General features: G+C 55.6%; 22 protein-coding genes. 12 read left to right on the top strand and 10 right to left on the bottom strand.

Translation table 11 applies throughout. From position 1 onward, the window contains the following. Position 1: 1 nt before the first annotated feature. From ACNT1W_RS13990 to ACNT1W_RS13970, 5 genes are all read right to left on the bottom strand, one after another. A complete protein-coding gene (locus tag ACNT1W_RS13990; RefSeq protein ID WP_012145076.1) occupies positions 2-1,018 on the bottom strand; it encodes an ABC transporter permease in 1,017 nt (338 codons plus the stop codon). Positions 1,019-1,066: 48 nt separating this feature from the next. Then, positions 1,067-2,617, bottom strand: coding sequence for an ABC transporter substrate-binding protein (locus tag ACNT1W_RS13985; RefSeq protein ID WP_419245720.1), 1,551 nt, complete (start codon positions 2,615-2,617; stop codon positions 1,067-1,069). A 35-nt stretch (positions 2,618-2,652) separates the two neighbouring features. Next, positions 2,653-3,216: a D-alanyl-D-alanine dipeptidase gene (ddpX, locus tag ACNT1W_RS13980; protein ID WP_012145074.1), complete on the bottom strand. Its 564-nt coding sequence runs from the start codon at positions 3,214-3,216 to the stop codon at positions 2,653-2,655. 29 nt (positions 3,217-3,245) lie between these two features. Continuing rightward, a complete protein-coding gene (locus ACNT1W_RS13975) occupies positions 3,246-4,118 on the bottom strand; it encodes a MurR/RpiR family transcriptional regulator (RefSeq protein WP_419245719.1) in 873 nt (290 codons plus the stop codon). A 246-nt stretch (positions 4,119-4,364) separates the two neighbouring features. Then, on the bottom strand, positions 4,365-5,228 hold the full coding sequence (locus tag ACNT1W_RS13970) for a GNAT family N-acetyltransferase (protein ID WP_419245718.1): 864 nt from the start codon (positions 5,226-5,228) through the stop codon (positions 4,365-4,367). 131 nt (positions 5,229-5,359) lie between these two features. Between ACNT1W_RS13970 and ACNT1W_RS13965 the strand changes: the two genes are divergently transcribed. From ACNT1W_RS13965 to ACNT1W_RS13945, 5 genes are all read left to right on the top strand, one after another. Beyond that, positions 5,360-5,593 carry a type II toxin-antitoxin system Phd/YefM family antitoxin gene (locus ACNT1W_RS13965; RefSeq protein ID WP_012145071.1) on the top strand — a complete coding sequence of 78 codons (234 nt, stop codon included), beginning with the start codon at positions 5,360-5,362 and terminating at the stop codon, positions 5,591-5,593. Between the two features lie 22 nt (positions 5,594-5,615). Further along, complete coding sequence (locus tag ACNT1W_RS13960) at positions 5,616-5,948, top strand: type II toxin-antitoxin system RelE/ParE family toxin (RefSeq protein ID WP_112362704.1); 333 nt, start codon at positions 5,616-5,618, stop codon at positions 5,946-5,948. A 231-nt stretch (positions 5,949-6,179) separates the two neighbouring features. Beyond that, positions 6,180-7,010 carry a mannosyl-3-phosphoglycerate phosphatase-related protein gene (locus tag ACNT1W_RS13955; RefSeq protein WP_017892774.1) on the top strand — a complete coding sequence of 277 codons (831 nt, stop codon included), beginning with the start codon at positions 6,180-6,182 and terminating at the stop codon, positions 7,008-7,010. Next, the gene (locus tag ACNT1W_RS13950) at positions 7,003-8,217 is read left to right on the top strand and encodes a glycosyl transferase (protein ID WP_115184714.1); all 1,215 of its coding nucleotides are present in this window, start codon (positions 7,003-7,005) and stop codon (positions 8,215-8,217) included. Before ACNT1W_RS13955 ends, ACNT1W_RS13950 begins: the two co-directional genes overlap by 8 nt. Positions 8,218-8,341: 124 nt before the next feature. Continuing rightward, positions 8,342-9,562, top strand: a complete 1,221-nt coding sequence (locus ACNT1W_RS13945) for a multidrug efflux MFS transporter (RefSeq protein ID WP_112362705.1) — start codon at positions 8,342-8,344, stop codon at positions 9,560-9,562. Positions 9,563-9,569: 7 nt separating this feature from the next. Here ACNT1W_RS13945 and ACNT1W_RS13940 read toward each other — a convergent pair whose 3' ends face one another. Both ACNT1W_RS13940 and ACNT1W_RS13935 read right to left on the bottom strand, forming a co-directional pair. After that, positions 9,570-10,007, bottom strand: coding sequence for a glyoxalase (locus ACNT1W_RS13940; RefSeq protein ID WP_419245717.1), 438 nt, complete (start codon positions 10,005-10,007; stop codon positions 9,570-9,572). An 18-nt stretch (positions 10,008-10,025) separates the two neighbouring features. Further along, the gene (locus tag ACNT1W_RS13935) at positions 10,026-10,895 is read right to left on the bottom strand and encodes a helix-turn-helix domain-containing protein (protein WP_419245716.1); all 870 of its coding nucleotides are present in this window, start codon (positions 10,893-10,895) and stop codon (positions 10,026-10,028) included. 177 nt (positions 10,896-11,072) lie between these two features. Between ACNT1W_RS13935 and ACNT1W_RS13930 the strand changes: the two genes are divergently transcribed. The 6 genes from ACNT1W_RS13930 (at position 11,073) to ACNT1W_RS13905 (ending at position 17,384) form a co-directional block, all read left to right on the top strand. After that, positions 11,073-11,978 carry a DMT family transporter gene (locus ACNT1W_RS13930; RefSeq protein WP_419245715.1) on the top strand — a complete coding sequence of 302 codons (906 nt, stop codon included), beginning with the start codon at positions 11,073-11,075 and terminating at the stop codon, positions 11,976-11,978. A 221-nt stretch (positions 11,979-12,199) separates the two neighbouring features. Continuing rightward, positions 12,200-13,480 (top strand): c-type cytochrome, encoded by a 1,281-nt coding sequence (locus ACNT1W_RS13925; protein ID WP_419245714.1) that lies wholly within the window; start codon positions 12,200-12,202, stop codon positions 13,478-13,480. A 10-nt stretch (positions 13,481-13,490) separates the two neighbouring features. Continuing rightward, positions 13,491-14,009, top strand: a complete 519-nt coding sequence (locus tag ACNT1W_RS13920) for a sugar dehydrogenase complex small subunit (protein ID WP_012145062.1) — start codon at positions 13,491-13,493, stop codon at positions 14,007-14,009. 19 nt (positions 14,010-14,028) lie between these two features. Further along, a complete protein-coding gene (locus ACNT1W_RS13915) occupies positions 14,029-15,633 on the top strand; it encodes a GMC family oxidoreductase (protein ID WP_375190840.1) in 1,605 nt (534 codons plus the stop codon). 226 nt (positions 15,634-15,859) lie between these two features. Then, the gene (locus tag ACNT1W_RS13910; protein ID WP_419245713.1) at positions 15,860-16,867 is read left to right on the top strand and encodes an alpha/beta fold hydrolase; all 1,008 of its coding nucleotides are present in this window, start codon (positions 15,860-15,862) and stop codon (positions 16,865-16,867) included. 157 nt (positions 16,868-17,024) lie between these two features. Further along, positions 17,025-17,384 carry an AprI/Inh family metalloprotease inhibitor gene (locus ACNT1W_RS13905; protein ID WP_017892763.1) on the top strand — a complete coding sequence of 120 codons (360 nt, stop codon included), beginning with the start codon at positions 17,025-17,027 and terminating at the stop codon, positions 17,382-17,384. Between the two features lie 40 nt (positions 17,385-17,424). Here ACNT1W_RS13905 and ACNT1W_RS13900 read toward each other — a convergent pair whose 3' ends face one another. After that, a complete protein-coding gene (locus ACNT1W_RS13900) occupies positions 17,425-17,946 on the bottom strand; it encodes a chromate transporter (protein ID WP_012145056.1) in 522 nt (173 codons plus the stop codon). Beyond that, positions 17,943-18,515 (bottom strand): chromate transporter, encoded by a 573-nt coding sequence (locus ACNT1W_RS13895; protein ID WP_261407990.1) that lies wholly within the window; start codon positions 18,513-18,515, stop codon positions 17,943-17,945. Before ACNT1W_RS13895 ends, ACNT1W_RS13900 begins: the two co-directional genes overlap by 4 nt. Before the next feature lie 99 nt (positions 18,516-18,614). On the opposite strand from ACNT1W_RS13895, the gene ACNT1W_RS13890 reads away from it, so the two are divergent. Beyond that, a complete protein-coding gene (locus tag ACNT1W_RS13890; protein ID WP_261435662.1) occupies positions 18,615-19,535 on the top strand; it encodes a LysR family transcriptional regulator in 921 nt (306 codons plus the stop codon). Here ACNT1W_RS13890 and licT read toward each other — a convergent pair. After that, the gene (gene licT / locus ACNT1W_RS13885) at positions 19,532-20,371 is read right to left on the bottom strand and encodes a BglG family transcription antiterminator LicT (RefSeq protein ID WP_012145053.1); all 840 of its coding nucleotides are present in this window, start codon (positions 20,369-20,371) and stop codon (positions 19,532-19,534) included. The genes ACNT1W_RS13890 and licT overlap by 4 nt on opposite strands. Positions 20,372-20,395 lie beyond the last annotated feature (24 nt).

The raw sequence follows: 20,395 nt of genomic DNA, 5'->3' as shown, positions 1-20,395 counted from the left end.
ATTATCCCTCGCGCCCCATTCGCGGGTCGATCCACAGATAAAGCAGATCGACGATCAAATTCACCATCACGTAGGCGAAGGACACCACCACGGCAAAGCCCATTACCGCCGGGAAGTCCAGCGCCTGAATGGAGTCCACCACATAGGCACCCATACCCGGCCAGGCGAATACCGTTTCGGTCAGTACCGCGCCATACAGTAAATCCCCCAGCGCCAACCCCAACACCGTCACTGACGGGATCAGGGCGTTGGGCAGCGCATGCCCGAGCACCACGCGCCAATGCGAAAGACCGTTGGCGCGCGCAGTGCGGATATAGTCTTCTCCCAACTGTTCCAGCATCGCCGATCGAATTTGCCGCGCCACCACCCCGAGGTGAACAAAGGCCAGGGTCAGCGCCGGCAAAATCAGGTGCTGCAGGCTGTTCCAGAAGGCTTCGCCATTGCCGGTCAACAGGGAATCGAGCAGGTAGAAGCCGGTGATATGGGTTGGTGGATCCAGCCAGTCGTCCAGCCTGCCGCCGCCGGGTAACAGATTGAGTTGGCCGTAAAAAAGGATAATGACGCCCAGCCCCAGCCAGAATGCCGGAGTGGAGATACCGGTCACCGACAGTAACCGCACCAGATGATCGGGCCATTTATTGCGATAAACCGCCGATACCACGCCAAGCGGTACCCCCAGCGCGATTGCCAGCAACAAGGCGCAAAAAGCCAGTTCCAGCGTGGCGGGAAAGAAGGCCCGCAGATCTTCCAGTACCGGTCGCCCGGTGCGAATGGAAGTTCCCAGATCGCCATGCAACAGATCCAGCACGTAGCGGCCAAATTGCACATATAACGGCTGATCCAACCCCAGTTGCTGGCGAATATGCTGGACAATTTCTTCGCTGGCGCGGTCACCGGCCAGTAACCGCGCCGGATCGCCGGGGATCAGGTGAGAAATGGTAAAGGTGATAACGCACACCCCGAACATCACCAGCACCAACCCCCAGCAGCGCTGACGGATAAGGCTCCAAACGTTCATAGCGATTTCCCATGGTGCAGGGGCAGCCAAACGGCTGCCCGAAGAAGATTACTTGCTCATCTGCCCAACGTTGAACACCTGCTCCAGCATCGGGTTATATACAAAGCCCTTCACCTCTTTGTTCATCGCCACCTGATAGTTTTTCTGGAACAGATAAACATAGGCCGCCTGGTCGATGACAATTTTCTGCGCCGCCTGGTAATCGGCAGTACGCACCTGCTGATCGGACACCGCTACCGCTTTCTTCAGCAGCGCATCCACCTGCGGATCGCTGTAGAACGAACGGTTGCCCGGCAACCCTTTCTTGTCGGATTCGAACCAGTAGTTCATGAACATGTAGGGGTCGGCGAAGTCCGGGCTCCAGTTGCCGATGGCGATGTCGTAGTTACCCTGGCCGATACGGTCACGCATGGTGGCGTTGGCCAGTTTCTCCAGCTTGACGTTGATGCCCACCGTCGCCAGGCTGGCCTGTACCGACAGCGCTATCGCCTCCCAGTTGGGGTCGCTTACCGAATACAGGAAATTGAGCGAAGCCGGTTTGTCCTTCACCGCCGCCAGTGCTGCTTTGGCCTTGTCCGCATTCTGGCTATATTGCTGCGCGGTGGCGTCATATCCCCACATGCCTTCCGGGATCGGGCCACGCATCTGTTTGCCGTTGCCGCCAAGAATGCCCTTCACCATGCCCTGGTAATCCACCGCGTAGGAAATGGCGCGGCGCAGATCAACCTGATTCAGCGGCGCTTTGCCGTTGTTGAGATATAAGTAGGTCACCCGCAGCGACGGATACTCATTGACCGCCACCTTGTTTTCGTTCTTCAACGCCGTAAGCTGGTCGATCGGCAAGGATTCGGCAATATCCAGGTCACCACGGGTCAGTTGTAAACGACGGGTGGCGCTTTCGCCGATGATTTTCACCGTTACCCGCTTAAAGGCCGGTTTGGCGCCGCTGTAATGCGGATTCGGTACCAGCACCAGCTGCTGGCCTTTTTGCCAACGGTCTAATTTGTACGGGCCGGAACCGGCGCTGTGGTTCGCCAGCCAGGCTTTACCTTCGTCCGCCGGATTAGCCTTGGCGATGGCCGGGTTAACAATACCGGCCCCGTCGTTGGCCAGGGTGTACAGGAACGGTGCAAACGGGGTTTTCAGAGTGAACCGCACGGTTAGCGGATCCACCGCCGTCACCTGCAAGTCTTTCGGGAAAGCTTCGGAAGGCCCCTGACCAATTTTCATCAGGCGTTCGAACGACCACTTCACCGCCTCGGCATTAACGTCCGAACCATCATCAAACTTGTTGCCGGGTTTGAGTTTAAAGGTCCACACCAGCTGATCGTCAGAAGCCGTCCAGCTTTCTGCCAGCTCGCCCTCCACCTGAGTCGAGCCTTTGCCACCCTCGGTTTTGTACTGTACCAGTCGTTGGTAGGCCGGATAGGTCACCGTCCAGTCGTTGTTATCTATGGTCACCGCCGGATCCAGCGTTTGCGGGTCGGCCGCCTTGCCAATCACCAGCATGTCTTTGGGTACAGCGGCCTGCGCCTGCCCCATTACCGCCATGCCCAACGTCACTGCAGCCGCCAGAGCGGCGTATTTGATCTGATTCATAAACAAAGCTCCTGATGCGTTGAATGTGTGTTGTTTTAATCGTAAGAAAAACAGCCGAAGCGATCGGCCAAAAGCGGATACTCGCCCGCGTTGGGCAGCTCAAAATGCCACCATTCGCTGGCGATAGCGCGAAAACCTCCGGCGGCCATCACCGCATTCAGCAGCAGCCGGTTGCGCTGCACCTCCGGAGGGAAATCAGGGTAAAACGGGTGGGATCTTTCGCTCATCTCATCAAAAGCGGTGCCCATGTCCAGCGCCACACCGGCGGCATCCAGCAGCGTCACGTCAATCGCCACGCCCCGGCTGTGGTGCGAACCGGTTAGCGTGCTGGTGACATATTGCGGATCCGGACACGCCTGCCACAACAATGCCTGCGCCTGCTGTGGCCGATAAGCGTCGAACACCAGCAGGGAAAAACCGGCCAACCGCGCCGCCAGCAAACAGCGCCCTAATCCCTGCACCGCGTCGGGATGCAGCAGGCAGCGGCTCTCAAGATAAATCGCCCGGCCGGTCAGGTTGTCGGCGCTGGCGTATTTCAAGTCGATAGGCAGCTCGGGAAAGGCTTCGGTCAAATCGACTAACGTTACATTGTCACTCATTGCGTTTTCCCATAGTGATTAAATAGTGATTAAGATTCAAATTGCCCCAGCTCTTTTTGCAGGCTGCGGTTATTGGCCAGCCGTTGCTCCACCGCCGCGCCGCCCTGTTCCAGCACCGAAGACAGCAGCAGATTGAACAGACAGCTCAGCGGTGCCAGTGAGTCCCAAAACTGGCCGGTGTCGGTTTTCACCTGCAGCAGATCAATCGGGTAATCCCTTGCCCACGGGCAGTAAATATCGGTGATCAGCGCCAGCCGCAGCCCGCGGGCACAGGCAGCCTGACAATATTTTTGGGCGATAGTGGAATAGGCGCGGGTGTCAGTCAGCACCAGATAAGGCGCGCTGAATTCCGAATTGAGTGATTCCACGTAGGTGCCGGACAGTCCGTCGGCGTAATAGACTTTGGGCCGCAGATATTCCAGATGGCTGTAGAAGGCGTTGGCGATGCCGCGCGTGGATTGAATACCGATCACAAACACCGCTTCCGCCTGCGCCAACTGTCGGCTGACCTGGGCAAAGGCATCACCGCCGGCCAATTGGTAAACATGCTCGACAGCCTCCAGCTCCAGCGTTAACGACTGGCGCAGTTTTTGCGGCTGTGGCTGTTCGCGACGTTGGCGATAAGCGCCCAGACGGTCGGTCACGCCCCAGGGCTGATACAGCGCCGTCCCCTGTTCACGCAGCGTGCGTTTCAAATCGTCAAGATTGCGGTAACCCAGACTACGCAGGTACCGTCCCACAGAGATGCCACTGGTGGCGGTGCTGCGGGCGATGCTGTCTGCCGTTTCAAACGGTACCTGCGCCAAGTTGGCCAGCAGATATCCGGCGATACGTTTCCCGGTCGGGGTCTGTACCGCAAATGACGCTTCTATTTGTGCGATCACATCTGGATGCTCAGCCATAGTTCGCCCGTTGTTGTTGAGTTGTCATTATGCCACCCTCTGTTACTCAGGTAACAAAGACTGATGATGACAATGCATGGCCCGTGCCAATGGCGAACTGCTGGGGGAAAATTATCGCATGGCGGCGTATGGCGCTGCAGAAGCGGTAGCGCATGCGGTTACAACATAGTCATCAGTTGATAACTATTGCACAACAATTGGGCAATGCATCTGGCAATGCACCGCCGTGAACCCTTAATTTCAATTTTATGACCAGGCTTGCGAAACCAGTGCAAAAGTCTGTGCAAGATGGCAATCCGGTCTATGAGGTGTACCACGAACCATGATGGTGGGCGTATCCACGCAAGGCAGGCCGCGCTGGTTCAGCCATTCGCCAAGACCAGTGGTCAGCGGCGTATCTACCCGCACGAACTGGCCGCTGCAGGGGTGGCATAAGGCATCAATCAGGATAACCGCGTCGGCAAGTTCAGGCGCCACCACCGGGCCGATCATGCTGCCATGGCCAAAACGACGGCGCAAAGCAAAACCGACGGCCATCCCGTGGCGTTCCAGCACCAGCGCCTGCTCGGCGCTGGCCAGTATCTCCGCCAACAATGGCTGACGTCGCAGGCCACTGGCGGCAAAATCCAGCTCACTCAGTAAGGCAATATCCGATGCTAATGCCGGGCGCAGGAGTAAACCTTCCGGTAAAGGCTGGGCATTGCGCATTGGCAACTCCCGGCATTGATGTTGCGCCAACGTCCCTTGTTCGATAAACCCCAATTGCCGATACAGCGGTTTTCCCTGTTCAGTCGCTACCAAATGAATCTGATAAGGCGTCAATGGTGCCATCAGCTGCTGCAACATGGCCCTGGCGATACCTTGCCCGCGCTGCTGCTCGGCAACAATCACCAACCCCAGCGTGGCACGCTGTTCACCCCACAGCCAGCGCAGCGCACAGCCCACCACCTGCCCTTCGGCCTCGGCTATCACACCGGCACCCAACGACCACGCCTGCTGCCAATCCTCCAGCCGGTGGGGCCACTGTATCTGTTGCGACAGTTCGAACGCGGCCAGAAGATCCGTGTCGATCATTGGGCGCAGAATAATGCTCGGTTTTTCCTGGGGCACCTTTACCTCCTGATTCATTTAGCGGCGAAAATCGCCCTGTCACAAAGTAGCAAATTCGGTTGTGTCTGGCACATTGCTTATGGTCTTAATATGGACTAAATTTGACACATTCGTTCAGCGAGGAGAGCAGTATGAAAGTTGAAACCATTAGCTATGTAAAGAAACACGCCGCCGCGCTCGATTTGTCTGAACCTATTCTGGTTACGCAAAATGGCACACCGGCTTATGTGATCGAGTCTTATGAAGAGCGCAAGCAACGGGATGACGCTATTGCCTTGCTTAAATTGCTAACGCTGTCTGAAAAAGACAAAAAAGAAGGGAAAGTTTATACCCGCGACCAGTTACTGGCTGATATAGATAACTAATGCGGTAAAAAGGAGATGTCGCATGAAGGAACAGCTTGATATTGAGTATACCGCAACGGCAAAAAGCACCCTGGTCGAGATTATCCGTCATCTTAAAGCCAATAATGTCCCTCCGATGCCTGTCGTGGGCGAGATCATCACCGCGTTTGAAGCAAGGGTAAGTCAGTTCTCAACCGGTTGTCAGATATGCCCTGAACTTTTAAAGATTGGCTGCGATAAATACCGTGAATGTAATACGGTAAATGGTTATCGCGTCATCTATTCGCTCGAAGATTCACTCATTACCGTGCACGCTTTTCTTGCACAAAAGCAGGATATTCAGCAAATATTATTTAATCGACTGATAGCGCCTTAAGCCCGCAGGGCTCCCTGATACTTCCTCATTTTGCCGCGCAAAAGCAAAGGTTCCCTGTCACCCGCGTTGGCCAAAACTTGCGCCCCCGCCGATAACCCGTTAGGGTTAATTGTGATTTGCATCACAGTTTTAAGGTGCGTGCGGCGATAAATCTCCCTCTCGGTCTCCCGCGTTAAAACAAAGTAATCCGCCTATTTATCAGCGAATTGTGCACGATAGAATGGAGATGAAATGCTGAAACTGAGTCCCGACCTGTTGATTTTTACCGATCTGGACGGTTCACTGCTGGATCACCACAGCTACCGCTGGCACGCGGCGCAGCCCTGGCTGGATCGTCTGGCACAGGCCCAGACGCCGCTGATCATCACCACCAGTAAAACCGCCGCCGAGGTCTGCACGTTGCAACAGCAACTGGGGCTGAGCCACTGGCCCTTTATTGCCGAAAACGGCGCGCAGATTGTTTTTCCCGAGGGATGGCACGACCAACCCGACTACCCGGCGAAAACCCTGGGGGCCGATTACCACAGCCTGACGGCAACCTTGCGGGCATTGCGCCACCAGACCGGTTTCGCCTTCCAGGGATTTGCCGATGTGGATGCCGCGACGGTGGCAAACTGGACTGGCTTAACCCTGCCCCAAGCCCGCCAGGCACGGCAACGTGCCGGTTCTGAACCGCTTCGTTGGGCAGGCACCGATCGCCAACTTGAACACTTTCGCACCCTGCTGGCGCAACACGACCTGCATCTGACTCAGGGGGGACGCTTTTATCACCTGATGAGCCGAGAGGTCAGCAAGGGCAATGCCGCCCGCTGGCTGGCCGCGCGTTATCAATTAACCCGGCGCCAGCCTTTAACCACCCTCAGTCTGGGCGATGGCCCCAATGACCTCTCCCTGCTGCACGCCAGCAATCTGGCGGTATTGATCCGTGGCCAGCAGGCCCAGCCGCTTACTTTACCGAACGACTTCTCCGGCCGGCTGTACCGCACGCAACAGCAAGGCCCACAGGGCTGGTGCGAAGGATTGGATCATTTTCTGCTTAACGGGAGATCTCAACATGAGTGAATTTTACCAGGACGGCATCATCACCAACTTCCACAATCTGGCCCAACGTGACTTGGCCGAGCTGGAATATGAGCTGCAAGTGTTCTCCGGCCGCAACACCATGGGGTTGATTTTGCCTTCACTCTATTCCGAGCTGGAGGGCCCCGCGCTGGACAAGATCGTCGATACGCTGGCACAGGTGCCCTATCTGGAGGAAATCGTGATTGGCCTGGATCGCGCCAACCATCAGCAATTTCTGCACGCCAAAGCCTTCTTCTCGCGCCTGCCACAGCGCCACCGGATTTTGTGGAATGATGGGCCGCGCCTGACGGCGATTGCCGAACAGCTCAGCGCCGAAGGACTGGCACCCAACGAGCCGGGCAAAGGCCGCAACGTATGGTTCTGCGTCGGTTATACCCTGGCATCGCGCCGCAGCAGCTGTGTGGCGCTGCACGATTGTGACATTGTCACCTATAATCGTCGCATGCTGGCGCGTCTGCTGTACCCGGTGGCCAACCCGCAGTTTCATTACGACTTCTGCAAGGGCTATTACGCCCGGGTGGCTGGCGGCAAGCTGAATGGCCGCGTGGGTCGGTTGCTGGTGTTTCCGCTATTGAAATCACTGCAAAAGGTCTATGGCAACTCGGATTTTCTCGACTATCTGCGCAGCTACCGCTACCCGCTCTCCGGTGAGTTCGCCATGCGCACCCATATCCTCAATGACTTGCGTATTCCCAGCGATTGGGGACTGGAGATTGGCGTACTGTCGGAAATCCACCGGAACACCGCCACCAACCGAATTTGTCAGGTCGATATCGCCGACCATTACGACCACAAGCATCAGCCAATGTCGGAGGATGATCCGAACACCGGCCTGCAACGTATGGCGAGCGACATTACCAAGGCGTTGTATCGCAAGCTGGCGATCCAGGGGGTGCCGATCACCAGTGATTCTTTCCGCGTGCTGCGCGCCACTTATTACCGCACCGCATTGGATATGATCGACGCCTTCGAGCACGACGCCAAAATGAACGGCCTGGGTTTCGATCGTCACAGCGAAGAATCGGCGGTCGAACTGTTCTCCCGAGTCATTTCTCAGGCTGGCCACGCCTTTAGCGAAAATCCCGGTGACAAACCCTTTGTGCCTAGCTGGAACCGCGTACAGTCCGCCTTCCCGGACATCCTGCAACGGCTGTATGACGCAGTGGAGCAGGATAACCAGCAGTAAACGCACCCGCCGCCCGGCGGGTTTTACTTTTGTTCACTGATTTCGCCCGGCAGCCTCTGATAACCGGTGTTATTATTACTCTGCTCAATAAATTCCTCCCAATTCAAAGTGGTACGACAAGCTGATGGAAGCGTGGAAACTCAATCTGATCTCAGTCTGGCTCGGCTGTTTCTTCACCGGGCTGGCAATGAGCCAAATCCTGCCTTTTCTACCGCTGTACGTCGAACAGCTCGGCGTCAGTGGCCACCAGTCGCTGAGTATCTGGTCCGGACTGGTGTTCAGTGGCACTTTTTTGGTCTCAGCGCTGGTATCACCGCTGTGGGGCAGCCTGGCAGACCGCAAGGGCCGCAAGCTCATGCTGCTGCGTGCTTCGTTGGGAATGGCCGTCGTGATTGCGCTGCAGGGTATGGTCACCAACGTTTATCAGCTGTTTGCACTGCGCGCACTGATGGGGCTGACCTCCGGCTATATCCCCAATGCCATGGCGTTGGTCGCTTCACAGGTACCGCGTGACAAAAGCGGCTGGGCTTTGGGCACTTTGTCTACCGGCCCGGTGACCGGGGTGATCGTTGGCCCACTGTTGGGTGGCCTGATGGCCGACCATCTGGGGCTGCGCGTGGTGTTCTTCGTCACCGCCGTGCTGATGTTTGTCAGTTTCCTGATTACCCTGTTCCTGATAAAAGAACGCCATATCGAGGTAAAAAAAGCCGATCGATTAAGCGGTAAAGCGGTATTCCAGTCGCTGCCCTATCCGGCGCTGATTGTGACCTTGTTTGTCAGCACTCTGATGATCCAATTAGCCAACTCATCGATCAGTCCGATACTGACGCTGTTTATCAAGGATTTGTCCGGTGATAGTGGCAATCTGGCCTTTATTAGCGGCATGATCGCCGCCGTTCCTGGCGTTGCCGCATTGATGTCTGCCCCGCGCCTCGGCCGGCTTGGCGACCGTATCGGCACCGCACGCATTTTGTTGGCCGCATTGGGATTGACTACGGTGCTATTTGCCATCATGGCCTGGGTGGAAACGCCGCTCCAGTTGGGGATCCTGCGTTTTCTGTTGGGGTTTGCCGATGGTGCCTTGATGCCTGCGGTGCAGACGCTGCTGCTGAAGTACTCTTCCGATCAGGTCACCGGACGCATCTTCGGCTATAACCAGTCATTTATGTATCTCGGTAACGTGGTGGGGCCGCTGATTGGCTCTGGCGTTTCGGCGCTGATGGGCTTCCGCTGGGTGTTTGTGGTCACGGCGGTGCTGGTGCTGATTAACTGCCTGCAACTGCGCAGCCAGTTTAACAAGGTCGAAGCGAAGTCCTCTCCCTCCGGCCAAGAGGGAGAGCGTTGATTAACGGTTAATCACGTAACCAGGGGGTAAAGGTCACGCCGATCAACAGCCCTTCCGGGCTGAGCAACCGGGTGACGCTCTGGCCCCAGGGTTCTTTGCGGTTGGCTACCAGCAAACGATAACCGCGATCGATCAACCCCTGAGTCGCCAGTGCCATATCGGCAACGTCAAATTCCATCCAGGCCTGCGGCACCGGCAAATCGGCAGGCCATTGCTCACTGCCGAAGCAGGACTGTGCGGCCTGCGCCAAAGGCCACAGGGCGAAGTGTTTAACCCCCTCCAGTGCGCCATGCTCGGTCAGCAAATAATCGGCATTGCCGTCCATGGGCTTCAGCGGCAGCCCCAGCGCGTCAGCGTAGAACGCCTTGCTTTGTTCCGTATGCTGAGTAATCGGCCCAAATCCGGCGATAAACAACACGCCCAGTCCTGCGAACTGCTGTTCCATGTTCTCTCCTGTTGGCTATCAACGCCCCTGACGCATTTGCGTTGGGGAAAATCCATAGGCCGCCTTGAAGCGGTTGCTGAAATGGCTGGAGGAGCTAAAACCGCACTCCAGCGCAATCTGCGTCAGTGGCAGCAGGCTGTGGCGCAGCAGTTTTTCTGCCTGCTGCAGCCGCGCGCGCATCACAAACTGATGTGGTGCCAGGCCCGTGTCATGTTTGAACATCCGGGCAAAATGGAACTCACTCAGCCCTGCCTGTGCCGCCAGGTCTGCCAGCAACAACGGCTGGTCGAGATGCTGCTCAATATACCCTTTCACCCGTTTGGCGACCGCCGGAGCCAGGCCGCCGCGGACCTGCGGTAACGCCCATTGCAATTGGCTGTAACGCTGGATCAGGTGTGACATCAGCAGGGTTGTGGCGCTGCTGAGTGCCAGTTGATTGGCGCGCTCATGCCAGTCGCAGTTGAGTAAAAACTGGCGATACAGCAGTGTGATCTGCGGATCCTCGCCAAAAGCGTAGGGTTCGAGATTGATCGCCGCCGGGCTGCGATCCCAGGTTTGCTCTGCCACCTGACGCAAATGCTGGTCGGTGCAGTAAAGGTGCACGAAAGACAAATCGCTGCGCACGTCCCAGGTAGATTCATACTGACGCGGCATAATGCAGAAGCGATCCGGCCCGCCGCCGTTCTTCCAGCCACCGGGCACTTTTTGATAGCACTCATAACCGTCGGCAATATACAGACTCAGAGTATGGTGATCGGCGCTTTCCTGGGTAATACGGTCATTGCAGTTGGACCAGGCGGCCAGTTCCACGCCAGAACCCAGCTGCACGCTGTTGTGCAACCGCGCTTTATGTTCCCGCAGTGTTTCAAACGCCTTGTAGCCGGACATCGCCGTCCCCTTTTTCACCCATCCACCCAGTGTAGAGAGTGGCGCAGCGCCACACCAGCCGTCAGCCCGCGCTTTTGCCAAAAAAAGCGCAAGAATATGCAATTGTACGCAAAGCGCTGAAAGCACGCCGACAGGCAACGACGGATACTGAGCCGGTCTATTTTGCTGGAGTCTATTATGAATACGCTGCTGTACCTTGCCGTGGTGCTGATTTGGGGCACCACCTGGATTGCGATTACCCTGCAGCAGGAAGGCCCGGTGGCTATTCCCGTGTCCATCAGTTACCGCTTTGTGGTCGCCGCGCTGATAATGTTGGTTATTTTGCTACTGGCGCGCCGCCTGCGCCGCATTACGCTGCGTGACCATCTGTTTTGTATCCTGCAAGGCTGCTGTGTGTTCGGGTTCAACTTTTACTGCTTCTACCATGCGGCGGCCTATATCAGCAGCGGGCTGGAATCGGTGATTTTCTCAATGGCAGTGCTGTTCAACGCGGTCAACGGGTTAATTTTCTTTCGGCAACGTCCCAGCCCGAACCTGCTGCCGGCGGCGGTGCTGGGTATCACCGGGATCGTCGCCCTGTTCTGGCAAGATCTGGTCACCACGCAACTGGCGCCGGAGCTGTTGAAAGGCATTGGGCTGAGCGCGCTCGGCACTTTCGGTTTTTCTCTGGGCAATATGATCAGCTCCCGGCACCAGCGGCGCGGTCTGGATATTCTGTCTACCAATACCTATGCCATGAGCTATGGCGCTATCCTGATGGCGCTGATCGCCCTGGCCCAGGGTGCGTCATTCCAGATTGAGTTCAGCACTCGCTATATCAGCTCACTGCTGTACCTGGCGATATTCGGTTCGGTGATTGCCTTTGCGGCCTATTTCAGCCTGCTGGGCCGTATCGGTGCCGGTGCCGCAGCCTACAGCACCCTGTTGTTCCCCCTGGTGGCACTGAGCATTTCGACAATTTATGAAGGCTACCAGTGGCACCTGAATGCGGTGATTGGCCTGTGCCTGATCCTGCTGGGTAATCTGGTGATGTTCGCCAAACCGGGCCGGTTCACTGGGTTATGGCGACGCCGGGCGGCATAAAATGAGTAAATAACGCCTTCTGGAAGGCGTTTTATCCTGTTCTAAACGATCACAAGTGAATCCCCCTCTTTATTATAACCAATAAAAATTAACAATTAATGCTGAAAGCCTGAGATCAGCATTGACATTCATGCCATCAAATCAATACATTTAATACTAAACCGTTACAGTATTATGGTAATTTTTTGTATTTTATTAACCAATTGGTTTGGAAAATAAAGATGAGCAATAAGATTCCTCATTTAATGATAAAGATCATCGCCGGTTTTATCGTCACGGCAATCTCTTTATCTACTTCTCTGAGTTACGCTGAAGTTGTCGATGCAGGTAAGGATCTCAGGCTGATAAAAGGCCGCTATTTAGCTATCGCCTCTGACTGTGTGGCCTGTCACACGGCATCCGGAGGCAAACCTTTCAGTGGCGGCTTAGCCATGCCTCTGCCGATGGGAAATATCTATTCTACCAACATCACGCCAGATAAAACCTACGGCATTGGCGAATATTCACTGGACGACTTCAAGAAAGTGTTGCGTGAAGGTATCAGGCGCGACGGCTCGAATCTTTATCCGGCAATGCCATTCCCGTCTTATACCAAGCTGACTGATGATGATATTGCCAGCCTTTATGCCTATTTTATGCATGGCGTTGAACCTGTTAATCAAGAAAATAAGGAGCCAGACTTCCCGTGGCCACTCACTATGCGCTGGCCGCTGATCGCATGGAATACCCTGTTCCTGGAAAAAGGCGCTTATCAATACAAATCTGACCGGAGCCCAGAGTGGAACCGTGGCGCTTATTTGGTACAGGGCGCGGCGCACTGCGGCTCCTGTCATACCCCCCGCGGGCTAGGCATGCAGGAAAAAGCCTATGACGAAAGCCAGAAAGGTTTCCTGGCCGGTGCGAAGATTGGCGGCTGGGAAGCTTTTAACATCACCAGCAACACGGCCTCGGGAATCGGTAGCTGGTCACAGCCGGAAATCGTGCAATATCTGAAAACCGGCAATGTGCCGTTTAAGGCTCAGGCTGCCGGTTCAATGGCTGAAGCGGTCACCCATAGTTTTAGCAAAATGGACGATGCGGACCTACAGGCTATCGCTTTGTATTTAAGAGATATACCGTCCGTAGGTGATAACCAAACGCGACCTCGCTCATCAAAGATTCAGCCAATAGAAAATAACGAGCCCACCGGAGCCAACGTTTACCTAAACAACTGTGCCAGTTGCCATGGCAGAACAGGCAGCGGAACAACGGACGGCTATTACCCTTCCATGGTCGGCAACAGCGTTGTCGGTGCCATGGACACCAACAATCTGATCAAAGTCATCTTACAAGGTGCCGAGGTGAACAATGGCAAGGAACACTACTTCATGCCCGCGTTTGCCGACCAATTAAGCAATGAGCAAGTGGCACAACTGGCTGAATACCTGGTGGAAAGTTTTGCGGGGCACAAGCTCACCGTGGACGCCGATCAGGTTAAAAAGCTCCGTGATTCCAGCAATTAGGACGTCGTATATGAAAAATAAATCGAGCTATGGCTTATCCCGACGTCGCCTGCTGAAAAGCAGCGCTATCGTGGGCGCCACCTTGCTGTCTATCAATGTCGTTTCAGCCCCGCTCAAGTTGGTGGATGATAGACCTGGTGTGGATGCCTTTTTGAAACTGGCCCGGTTGCTGACCAACAGGCCGACACTCGAACCCGCATTTTCCGCCGCTATGTATTCGGCCCTGGTCTCCCATACGGAGCAGTTTAATCACCGCCTCAACACCCTGGAAAAAGCGCTGTCTATCAGCGGCGCGCAAGACGTTCAATCCTTCATTTCTGCCCTTCCCTCCGAGGATGAAAACCGAAAACTGGCGTTGCTTATTATAGAAAGTTTTTATACCGGCAATGTTGGGCGCGGTCGCCAGGCGGTAGTGGTGAGTTATGAAAAGGCATTGATGTTCCAAAAGACCATTGATGTCACCGTGATCCCTACTTATATCCGCGCCCAGCCTAATTACTGGGTGGCTACGCCAAATTTAGACAATTAAAAATTTATAGTGAGCAAATATGGCCATTGAATATGATTGCGACATTCTCGTCGTGGGTGCCGGTATTCTGGGCGGAGCCGTCGCCAACAGCCTTGCCAAACAGGGACGATCAGTCACCATTTTAGAGGCTGGCCCTCGCGTTAAGCGTTCGGAAATCCTTGAAGCATTTCGCCAATATGGCAATAAATCGGACTATAACGGTCCTTACCCTGATGTACCCTGGGCGCCCAAATCCGCTTCGGGTAAATATTCTGACGACTATATCGAGAGCGTAGGCAATATCACCCAAAAGCCTGCTTTCTTGCGTTTGGTCGGTGGAACCACCTGGCACTGGGGCGGTGCAACCTGGCGAAATCTGCCCAGCGATTTCAAATTAAAAACGCTGTACGGCCATGGCCGTGACTGGCCGCTTGACTACGATATGCTGGAACCCTGGTATCAACAGGCTGAAGAAGAGATTGGCGTGAGTGGTTCAAACACCGACGATCAGCGAGGTCTGGGGCAACAACCTTATCCCCCGCGCTCTAAACCTTATCCCATGGCAATGCAGCCCTGGAGCTATTTGACTCAGCAAGTGGCCGAAAAGGTATCAACAGTCAATCACCACTTTGTTGATGAACCTAATGCACGCGCGACGCGCCCCTATCAAGGGCGACCGATCTGCGCGGGCAACAATAACTGTGCGCCTATCTGCCCAATTGGTGCACAGTTCTCCGGCGATAAACCTGTTGTATGGGCCGAACAGAATGGCGCTAAACTGTTAGTCAATGCAGTGGCTTACCGCATTGAAAAAGGACCGGATAACAAGATTGTCGCTATCCACTATAAAAATCCGCAGGGTGAAAGCACACGCCTTACTGCACGTTACTTCGTATTGGCCGCACATGGGGTAGAAACGCCGAAACTGATGCTGATGTCGGACATCGGTAATTCATCCGATCAGGTAGGTCGTAACATGATGGGGCACACCGGGCGGTCTATCTCTATGCTGGCGAAAGATCCCGTTTGGGCGGGACGTGGTCCCACGCAACAAGGAAGCATCAACACCTGGCGCGACACGCCGCTGCGGCACCAGCATGCGGCTATTCGCCACTTCCTGGATAATACCGTTCCTAACGAACTGATTACCCTCCGGTTGCTGAGTCAAGGTATTGTAGGCCCGGAGCTTGATCGTTTGATCCGCCACAATTCCGCGCGCTACCTGAAGATTGCATCTTACGTCGAGGTATTGCCCGATCCGACCAACAGGGTCACCTTGAGCAATAAGCGCGATGCACTGGGTCTTCCTACGCCACGCATCAACTATGACATTGCCCATGAATACACCATGAACGCCATGGCTTTGCTCTATAAAGACTATGACCAATTCAGGAGTCTGTTCGGTGCGACTGAGGTACTGAATGATATTCAGGCTTGGGTACCAAGTTCCCATATCATGGGCACCACCATTATGGGGAGTGACCCACGAGACTCCGTGGTCAACCATGAATGCCGCTCTTTCGATCATGCCAACCTCTTTATCACCAGTACCAGCGTACACCCGAGTTCCACCGTGGTTAATCCAACCCTGACCGGGTATGCGATTGCGCTGCGCGTCGCCGATATTATTAATAAAGAGATTTAATAACGCATCGCCGTTGCGCTGGCAGGGCTGAACCGCAGCGCACTGGCCGATGTCACGTCTGGCAATGCGCCATTCGTCGCTCCAACCGCAGATAATCCGATCTGCATCAGCTTCAACGAAAACCCGCTCGGCATGTCACCCAAGGCACAAGCGGCGGCGTCGCCCTGAAAACTCAACCATTAGGGCTATACTCAGACTCTTGCCGATTTTTCATAAGGACATCAGGATGCTGAGATTTCCCCGTCGTTGGCTGCTATCCGCCGCCCTCACCGCTTTTACCGCCACAGCAGCGACCGAATCGCCAAAATACGGCCAAGAGCTGCAGGGTTTTCATTACCCTTACCCCTTGCAGCAGTTTAGCTTCACCTCTCAGGGGCAGCAGTTAAGCATGGGGTATATGGACGTGCCGCCAGAAGGTGAAGCCAACGGTCACACTGCAGTGCTGATGCACGGTAAGAACTTCTGCGCCGCCACCTGGCAAGACACTATCAAAGCGCTGAGCAAAGCCGGTTACCGGGTGATCGCACCGGACCAAATCGGCTTTTGCAGTTCGACCAAACCGCAACATTACCAATACAGTTTCCAGCAGTTGGCGCAGAACACCCACGCGTTGCTCAATAACCTGAAAATCAGTAAAGCGACTATCGTCGGCCACTCCACCGGCGGCATGCTGGCGACGCGTTACAGCCTGATGTATCCGCAGGCGGTTGAGCGACTGGTAATGGTGAACCCGATTGGGTTGGAAGACTGGAAGGCCAAGGGTGTTCCCTGGCGCAGCGTCGATCAATGGTTCGAGCGTGAACTGAAAACTTCCGCGGCAGGTATCAGGCAATATGAGTTGAATACCTACTACGTCGGCCGCTGGAAACCAGAGTATGACCGCTGGGTCGATATGCTCGCCGGGCTGAACAACGGGCCGGGGCATCGCCTGGTGGCCTGGAACTCGGCGCTGATTTACGACATGATTTTTACCCAGCCGGTGTACTACGAATTTAAGGATCTGCAAACGCCAACCACGCTGATGATTGGTACCGCCGACACCACCGCCATCGGCAGCGACATTGCCCCGCCGGCGGTCAAGGCTACACTTGGTCATTACAATGTGTTGGGCAAACAGGTGGCAAAACTGATCCCGCACGCCCGCCTGATCGAGTTTCCGGGACTGGGCCATGCGCCGCAAATGGAAGAACCCGCACAGTTTAATCAGGCGTTGATTAAAGCCTTGCAACCATAACGATTCGATACAGGACAGGAAATTAAAACCTCTTACCCTTCACTCACCCGGAACCTGGGATCGTGCTATGGTATTAACGGATTTCAGTAAGGAGTGGCCGATGCCGAGATTTCTCTCTATACGCGCAGTACGGCGCGTTGCCCTGACAGGAGTTGTTATGAGCATGATGTTAAGCAGCACTACCTTTGCCAGTTCACTGCCCCTGCTGGCCCCCTCTGCGCTGAAAGGGCACTGGCAGTTGAACGATGCCGAAGGCAAAGCCGCCGCCTGCGAAGTTGAGTTAAGCGATGAATTGATCGAAGGCACCAACGCCTACCGTTTTACCGCCTCTGCACAATGTCTGCAGCCGCTGGCCCTCGCCGAACTGCCGGTCGCCTGGCGTCCAACGCCGGACGGTATGACGTTAACCAACGCCGACGGCAGCATGGTCGCGTTTCTGGCGCTGACGGCCCCCAAACGCTACGAAGTGATAAATCATCACGGCAAGCCGCGCTTTACGCTGACGCCACGCCAATAACCGTCTTTTCTGGCATGACGGCAGCGTAAAAAACCTGTCGTCACGCCACCAACAATCCCATTAACGCACCGCCCGCCAAAACCCACAGCGGATGAATACGCTTGCTCATACTCACGACCGTGGCCAGCAGAATAATCGCCGCCAGCGGCCAGCTTGGCGCGGAAGCCTCGGCAATCAGCACCCCACTCGCCGCCACCAAACCGACGGTAACCGGCACCAGGCCACTCTGCACTCTGCGCCGCCAGGGTTTATCCTTGAAGCGTCGCCAGGCCCCCATCACCAGCAGGGTGACGATCGACGACGGGCCGAACTTGGCAACCGAAGAGACCAACAGCCCGGCCCAGCCGGCCACGTGCCAGCCAATCAGCGGCACGATCATCATATTCGGCCCCGGTGCGGCCTGCGCCATGGCAAACAGCGCACTGAACTCCTGCGCGCTCATCCATTGATGAACCTCCACCACCTGGCGCTGCATTTCCGGCAGAATGGTCATGCCACCACCGAACGCCAGCAGCGACAATTCGGTGAAAATCAATGCCAGTGAGATCAAGATAGCGATCATGATGGATCCCTCCACCACAGCAGCAGAATGCTCAGCGGTGCCAGCACCAGCATGGTCGGTAATAACGGCAAACGCAGCCAGGCAATGGTAATCAGGCTGAGCGCTACAATCACCAGTGCCAGCCATTTACCGCGCAGCGGTAACAGCATTTTTATCCCGGTGGACAACAGCAAACCGGCCGCCGCAGCGGCCAATCCGGCAAACACGTGTTGCACATGGGCATCGTTCTGGAAACGGGCGTAGACCATGCCCAACCCGACCACAATCGCCGTTGGCGCGCTGATCAGCCCCAGCAGCGCGCACAAGGCACCGCGTACCCCACGAAACTCCATACCCACCGCCACTGAAAGGTTGATCACGTTGCCGCCGGGCAAAAACTGACACAACCCCAGCAGTTCGGTGAACTGTTCACCGCTCAACCAGCGCCGGTCTTCCACCAGCATGTTACGTGCCAGCGGCAGCACGCCGCCAAAACCAATCAGCCCCAGCATCAGAAAGCCCAAAAATAGCTCACTGTTACCCGGAGGGGTCGCTAGTTGGCTGTTTTTTACTGCATCAGATTCAGACATTGCCGCTTCCAGATTGCTTTTTATGATGGCTGGTATGATGCGCGCCGCCATGTCATGCTGTCTAATGCATTTCATAAGCAACAAGGATACCTTCAAGGTATGTCTATGATTGAACTCCGTCGCCTGCGGGCGTTCGTTACCGTGGTGGAAGAAGGCAATATCACCCGCGCCGCCGAACGACTGTTTATTCAGCAGCCGCCGTTAACCCGCCTGTTGCAAGGGCTGGAAGATGAGCTGGGGGTAAAGCTGTTGCAGCGTCTGCCACGCGGCGTGCGCGTCACCGAAGCCGGCAATGTGCTGTTCAATGAAGCTCGTGCCCTGTTGGCACGGGCAGAGCAACTGACCGAGGCGGTGCACCGTGCCGCACGGGGTGAACAAGGGCATATTGCCATCGGCTTCACCAGTTCGGCCGCTCTGCACCCGTTTGTGCCCAATTTGCTGCGCCGCTACCGGGAGATCCTGCCGGGCATTACCACCCAGTTGGAAGAGGCCGGCAGCGGTGAACTATTGGAGGCGCTGGTGGATGAACGCCTTGACGTGGCCTTTGTGCGCTCGCCGGTGGGCGGCATTCCAGGGTTGACGATTGAACCGGTGCTGCGCGAACCTATGCTGGTCGCCCTGCCGGTTGGCCATCCGCTGGCCGTCAACAGTGAGCAACCCTTGCCGCTGGAGGCATTAACCCAAGAAGCCTTTATTCTTTATCGTCGGCCTGCGGGTCAGGGTTTGTACGACGCCATTCTGGCGGCCTGCCACCGCGCCGGGTTCAGCCCGCGGGTGATTCAGGAGGCCCCGCGCCTGCCCGCGACCCTCAGTTTGGTCGGTGCCGGTTTGGGGCTTTCCATCGTGCCGGCCTCGATGCGACGTTTGGGGGGCGACGGCATTGTCTACCGGACGATTGACGATCGGGCCCAGCTCAGTGCGCCGCTTTATCTGGCGCTGCGCAACAACCGAACATCGGCCATCATCACGCGTTTTCGCGATTTGGTGACCGAAGCGGTCAGCGAGCAGCCACCCGGCTAATCTTCCTTGTCGGCGATGCGCGTCAGGTGGATCACCAGATACAGCAGCTCATCGTTCGACATTTCCATTTGCAGCAGATTTTTCACGTAGTCGCGGATCAGCAGCGCACCACGGTAGGCGTGCGGATACTCTTTGGTTACCTGAGCAAAGATAAAATCGTCTTTCGACGTCATCTGTTGCCCCTCGACCATACGCTGAATAAAAAACTGCATATGCACCAGAAAACGCGAGTAATTGAGCGAATCGGTGTCGATATTGATGCGAAAATGGTATTTGATGATATTGAAAATATCTTTCAGCATCTTCACCGCCAGCAGCGTGTGCTCCATGTTTTGCACATCGGTCTGGCCATTAACCAGATGGAAAGCGATGTTGCCCGCCTCTTCTTCCGGCAGGCTGATGTTCAACCGCCGGTTGATGTGCGCCAGCGCCTGCGTGGCCACCGCGAATTCCTGCGGATAAAAGCGCTTTACCTCAAACAGCAGCCGGTTTTGGATAGCAATCCCTTTGTGGTAGCGCTCAATGGCGAAGCTGATATGGTCTGCCAACGTGAAGAAAATCTGCTCGTTAATCCGCCCATTGAGCTGGCGGTTAGCCTCGGCAAGGATCATCTGCACGATCTCAATGTGCTCTTCCGGCGTGGTTTCTATCAGCCGCAGGTAATCGCGGCCCTTTTGGCTGTTTTGCACCACATACACTTTCTCTATCGTGGCCGGGTCGAGAACGTCACCCACCTTGCTGTTAAAGCCAATACCCTTGCCCATCACGATAACTTCATTGTTATCGCCGTCAGTCGATAGCACCAGGCTATTATTGAGTACCTTAATGACTTTCATCGTCGCGGCCATCACCCTTTATTT

Origin of the sequence: Serratia sp. NFX21 (assembly GCF_048517035.1) — a bacterium.
In the GTDB taxonomy this organism is placed as follows: domain Bacteria; phylum Pseudomonadota; class Gammaproteobacteria; order Enterobacterales; family Enterobacteriaceae; genus Serratia; species Serratia quinivorans.
This window is presented reverse-complemented; position numbering and strand designations above follow the sequence as displayed.

Excerpts from the sequence above, each read along its gene's own strand:
- ACNT1W_RS13900 (WP_012145056.1), bottom strand. The coding sequence starts at position 17,946 with ATGATCGCTATCTTGATCTCACTGGCATTGATTTTCACCGAATTGTCG.
- licT (WP_012145053.1), bottom strand. The coding sequence starts at position 20,371 with ATGAAAGTCATTAAGGTACTCAATAATAGCCTGGTGCTATCGACTGAC.
- ACNT1W_RS13975 (WP_419245719.1), bottom strand. The coding sequence starts at position 4,118 with ATGGCTGAGCATCCAGATGTGATCGCACAAATAGAAGCGTCATTTGCG.
- ACNT1W_RS13930 (WP_419245715.1), top strand. The coding sequence starts at position 11,073 with ATGAATACGCTGCTGTACCTTGCCGTGGTGCTGATTTGGGGCACCACC.
- ACNT1W_RS13925 (WP_419245714.1), top strand. The coding sequence starts at position 12,200 with ATGAGCAATAAGATTCCTCATTTAATGATAAAGATCATCGCCGGTTTT.
- ddpX (WP_012145074.1), bottom strand. The coding sequence starts at position 3,216 with ATGAGTGACAATGTAACGTTAGTCGATTTGACCGAAGCCTTTCCCGAG.
- ACNT1W_RS13910 (WP_419245713.1), top strand. The coding sequence starts at position 15,860 with ATGCTGAGATTTCCCCGTCGTTGGCTGCTATCCGCCGCCCTCACCGCT.
- ACNT1W_RS13920 (WP_012145062.1), top strand. The coding sequence starts at position 13,491 with ATGAAAAATAAATCGAGCTATGGCTTATCCCGACGTCGCCTGCTGAAA.
- ACNT1W_RS13940 (WP_419245717.1), bottom strand. The coding sequence starts at position 10,007 with ATGGAACAGCAGTTCGCAGGACTGGGCGTGTTGTTTATCGCCGGATTT.
- ACNT1W_RS13905 (WP_017892763.1), top strand. The coding sequence starts at position 17,025 with ATGAGCATGATGTTAAGCAGCACTACCTTTGCCAGTTCACTGCCCCTG.
- ACNT1W_RS13935 (WP_419245716.1), bottom strand. The coding sequence starts at position 10,895 with ATGTCCGGCTACAAGGCGTTTGAAACACTGCGGGAACATAAAGCGCGG.
- ACNT1W_RS13960 (WP_112362704.1), top strand. The coding sequence starts at position 5,616 with ATGAAGGAACAGCTTGATATTGAGTATACCGCAACGGCAAAAAGCACC.
- ACNT1W_RS13895 (WP_261407990.1), bottom strand. The coding sequence starts at position 18,515 with ATGTCTGAATCTGATGCAGTAAAAAACAGCCAACTAGCGACCCCTCCG.
- ACNT1W_RS13990 (WP_012145076.1), bottom strand. The coding sequence starts at position 1,018 with ATGAACGTTTGGAGCCTTATCCGTCAGCGCTGCTGGGGGTTGGTGCTG.
- ACNT1W_RS13915 (WP_375190840.1), top strand. The coding sequence starts at position 14,029 with ATGGCCATTGAATATGATTGCGACATTCTCGTCGTGGGTGCCGGTATT.
- ACNT1W_RS13965 (WP_012145071.1), top strand. The coding sequence starts at position 5,360 with ATGAAAGTTGAAACCATTAGCTATGTAAAGAAACACGCCGCCGCGCTC.
- ACNT1W_RS13945 (WP_112362705.1), top strand. The coding sequence starts at position 8,342 with ATGGAAGCGTGGAAACTCAATCTGATCTCAGTCTGGCTCGGCTGTTTC.
- ACNT1W_RS13890 (WP_261435662.1), top strand. The coding sequence starts at position 18,615 with ATGTCTATGATTGAACTCCGTCGCCTGCGGGCGTTCGTTACCGTGGTG.
- ACNT1W_RS13955 (WP_017892774.1), top strand. The coding sequence starts at position 6,180 with ATGCTGAAACTGAGTCCCGACCTGTTGATTTTTACCGATCTGGACGGT.
- ACNT1W_RS13950 (WP_115184714.1), top strand. The coding sequence starts at position 7,003 with ATGAGTGAATTTTACCAGGACGGCATCATCACCAACTTCCACAATCTG.
- ACNT1W_RS13985 (WP_419245720.1), bottom strand. The coding sequence starts at position 2,617 with ATGAATCAGATCAAATACGCCGCTCTGGCGGCTGCAGTGACGTTGGGC.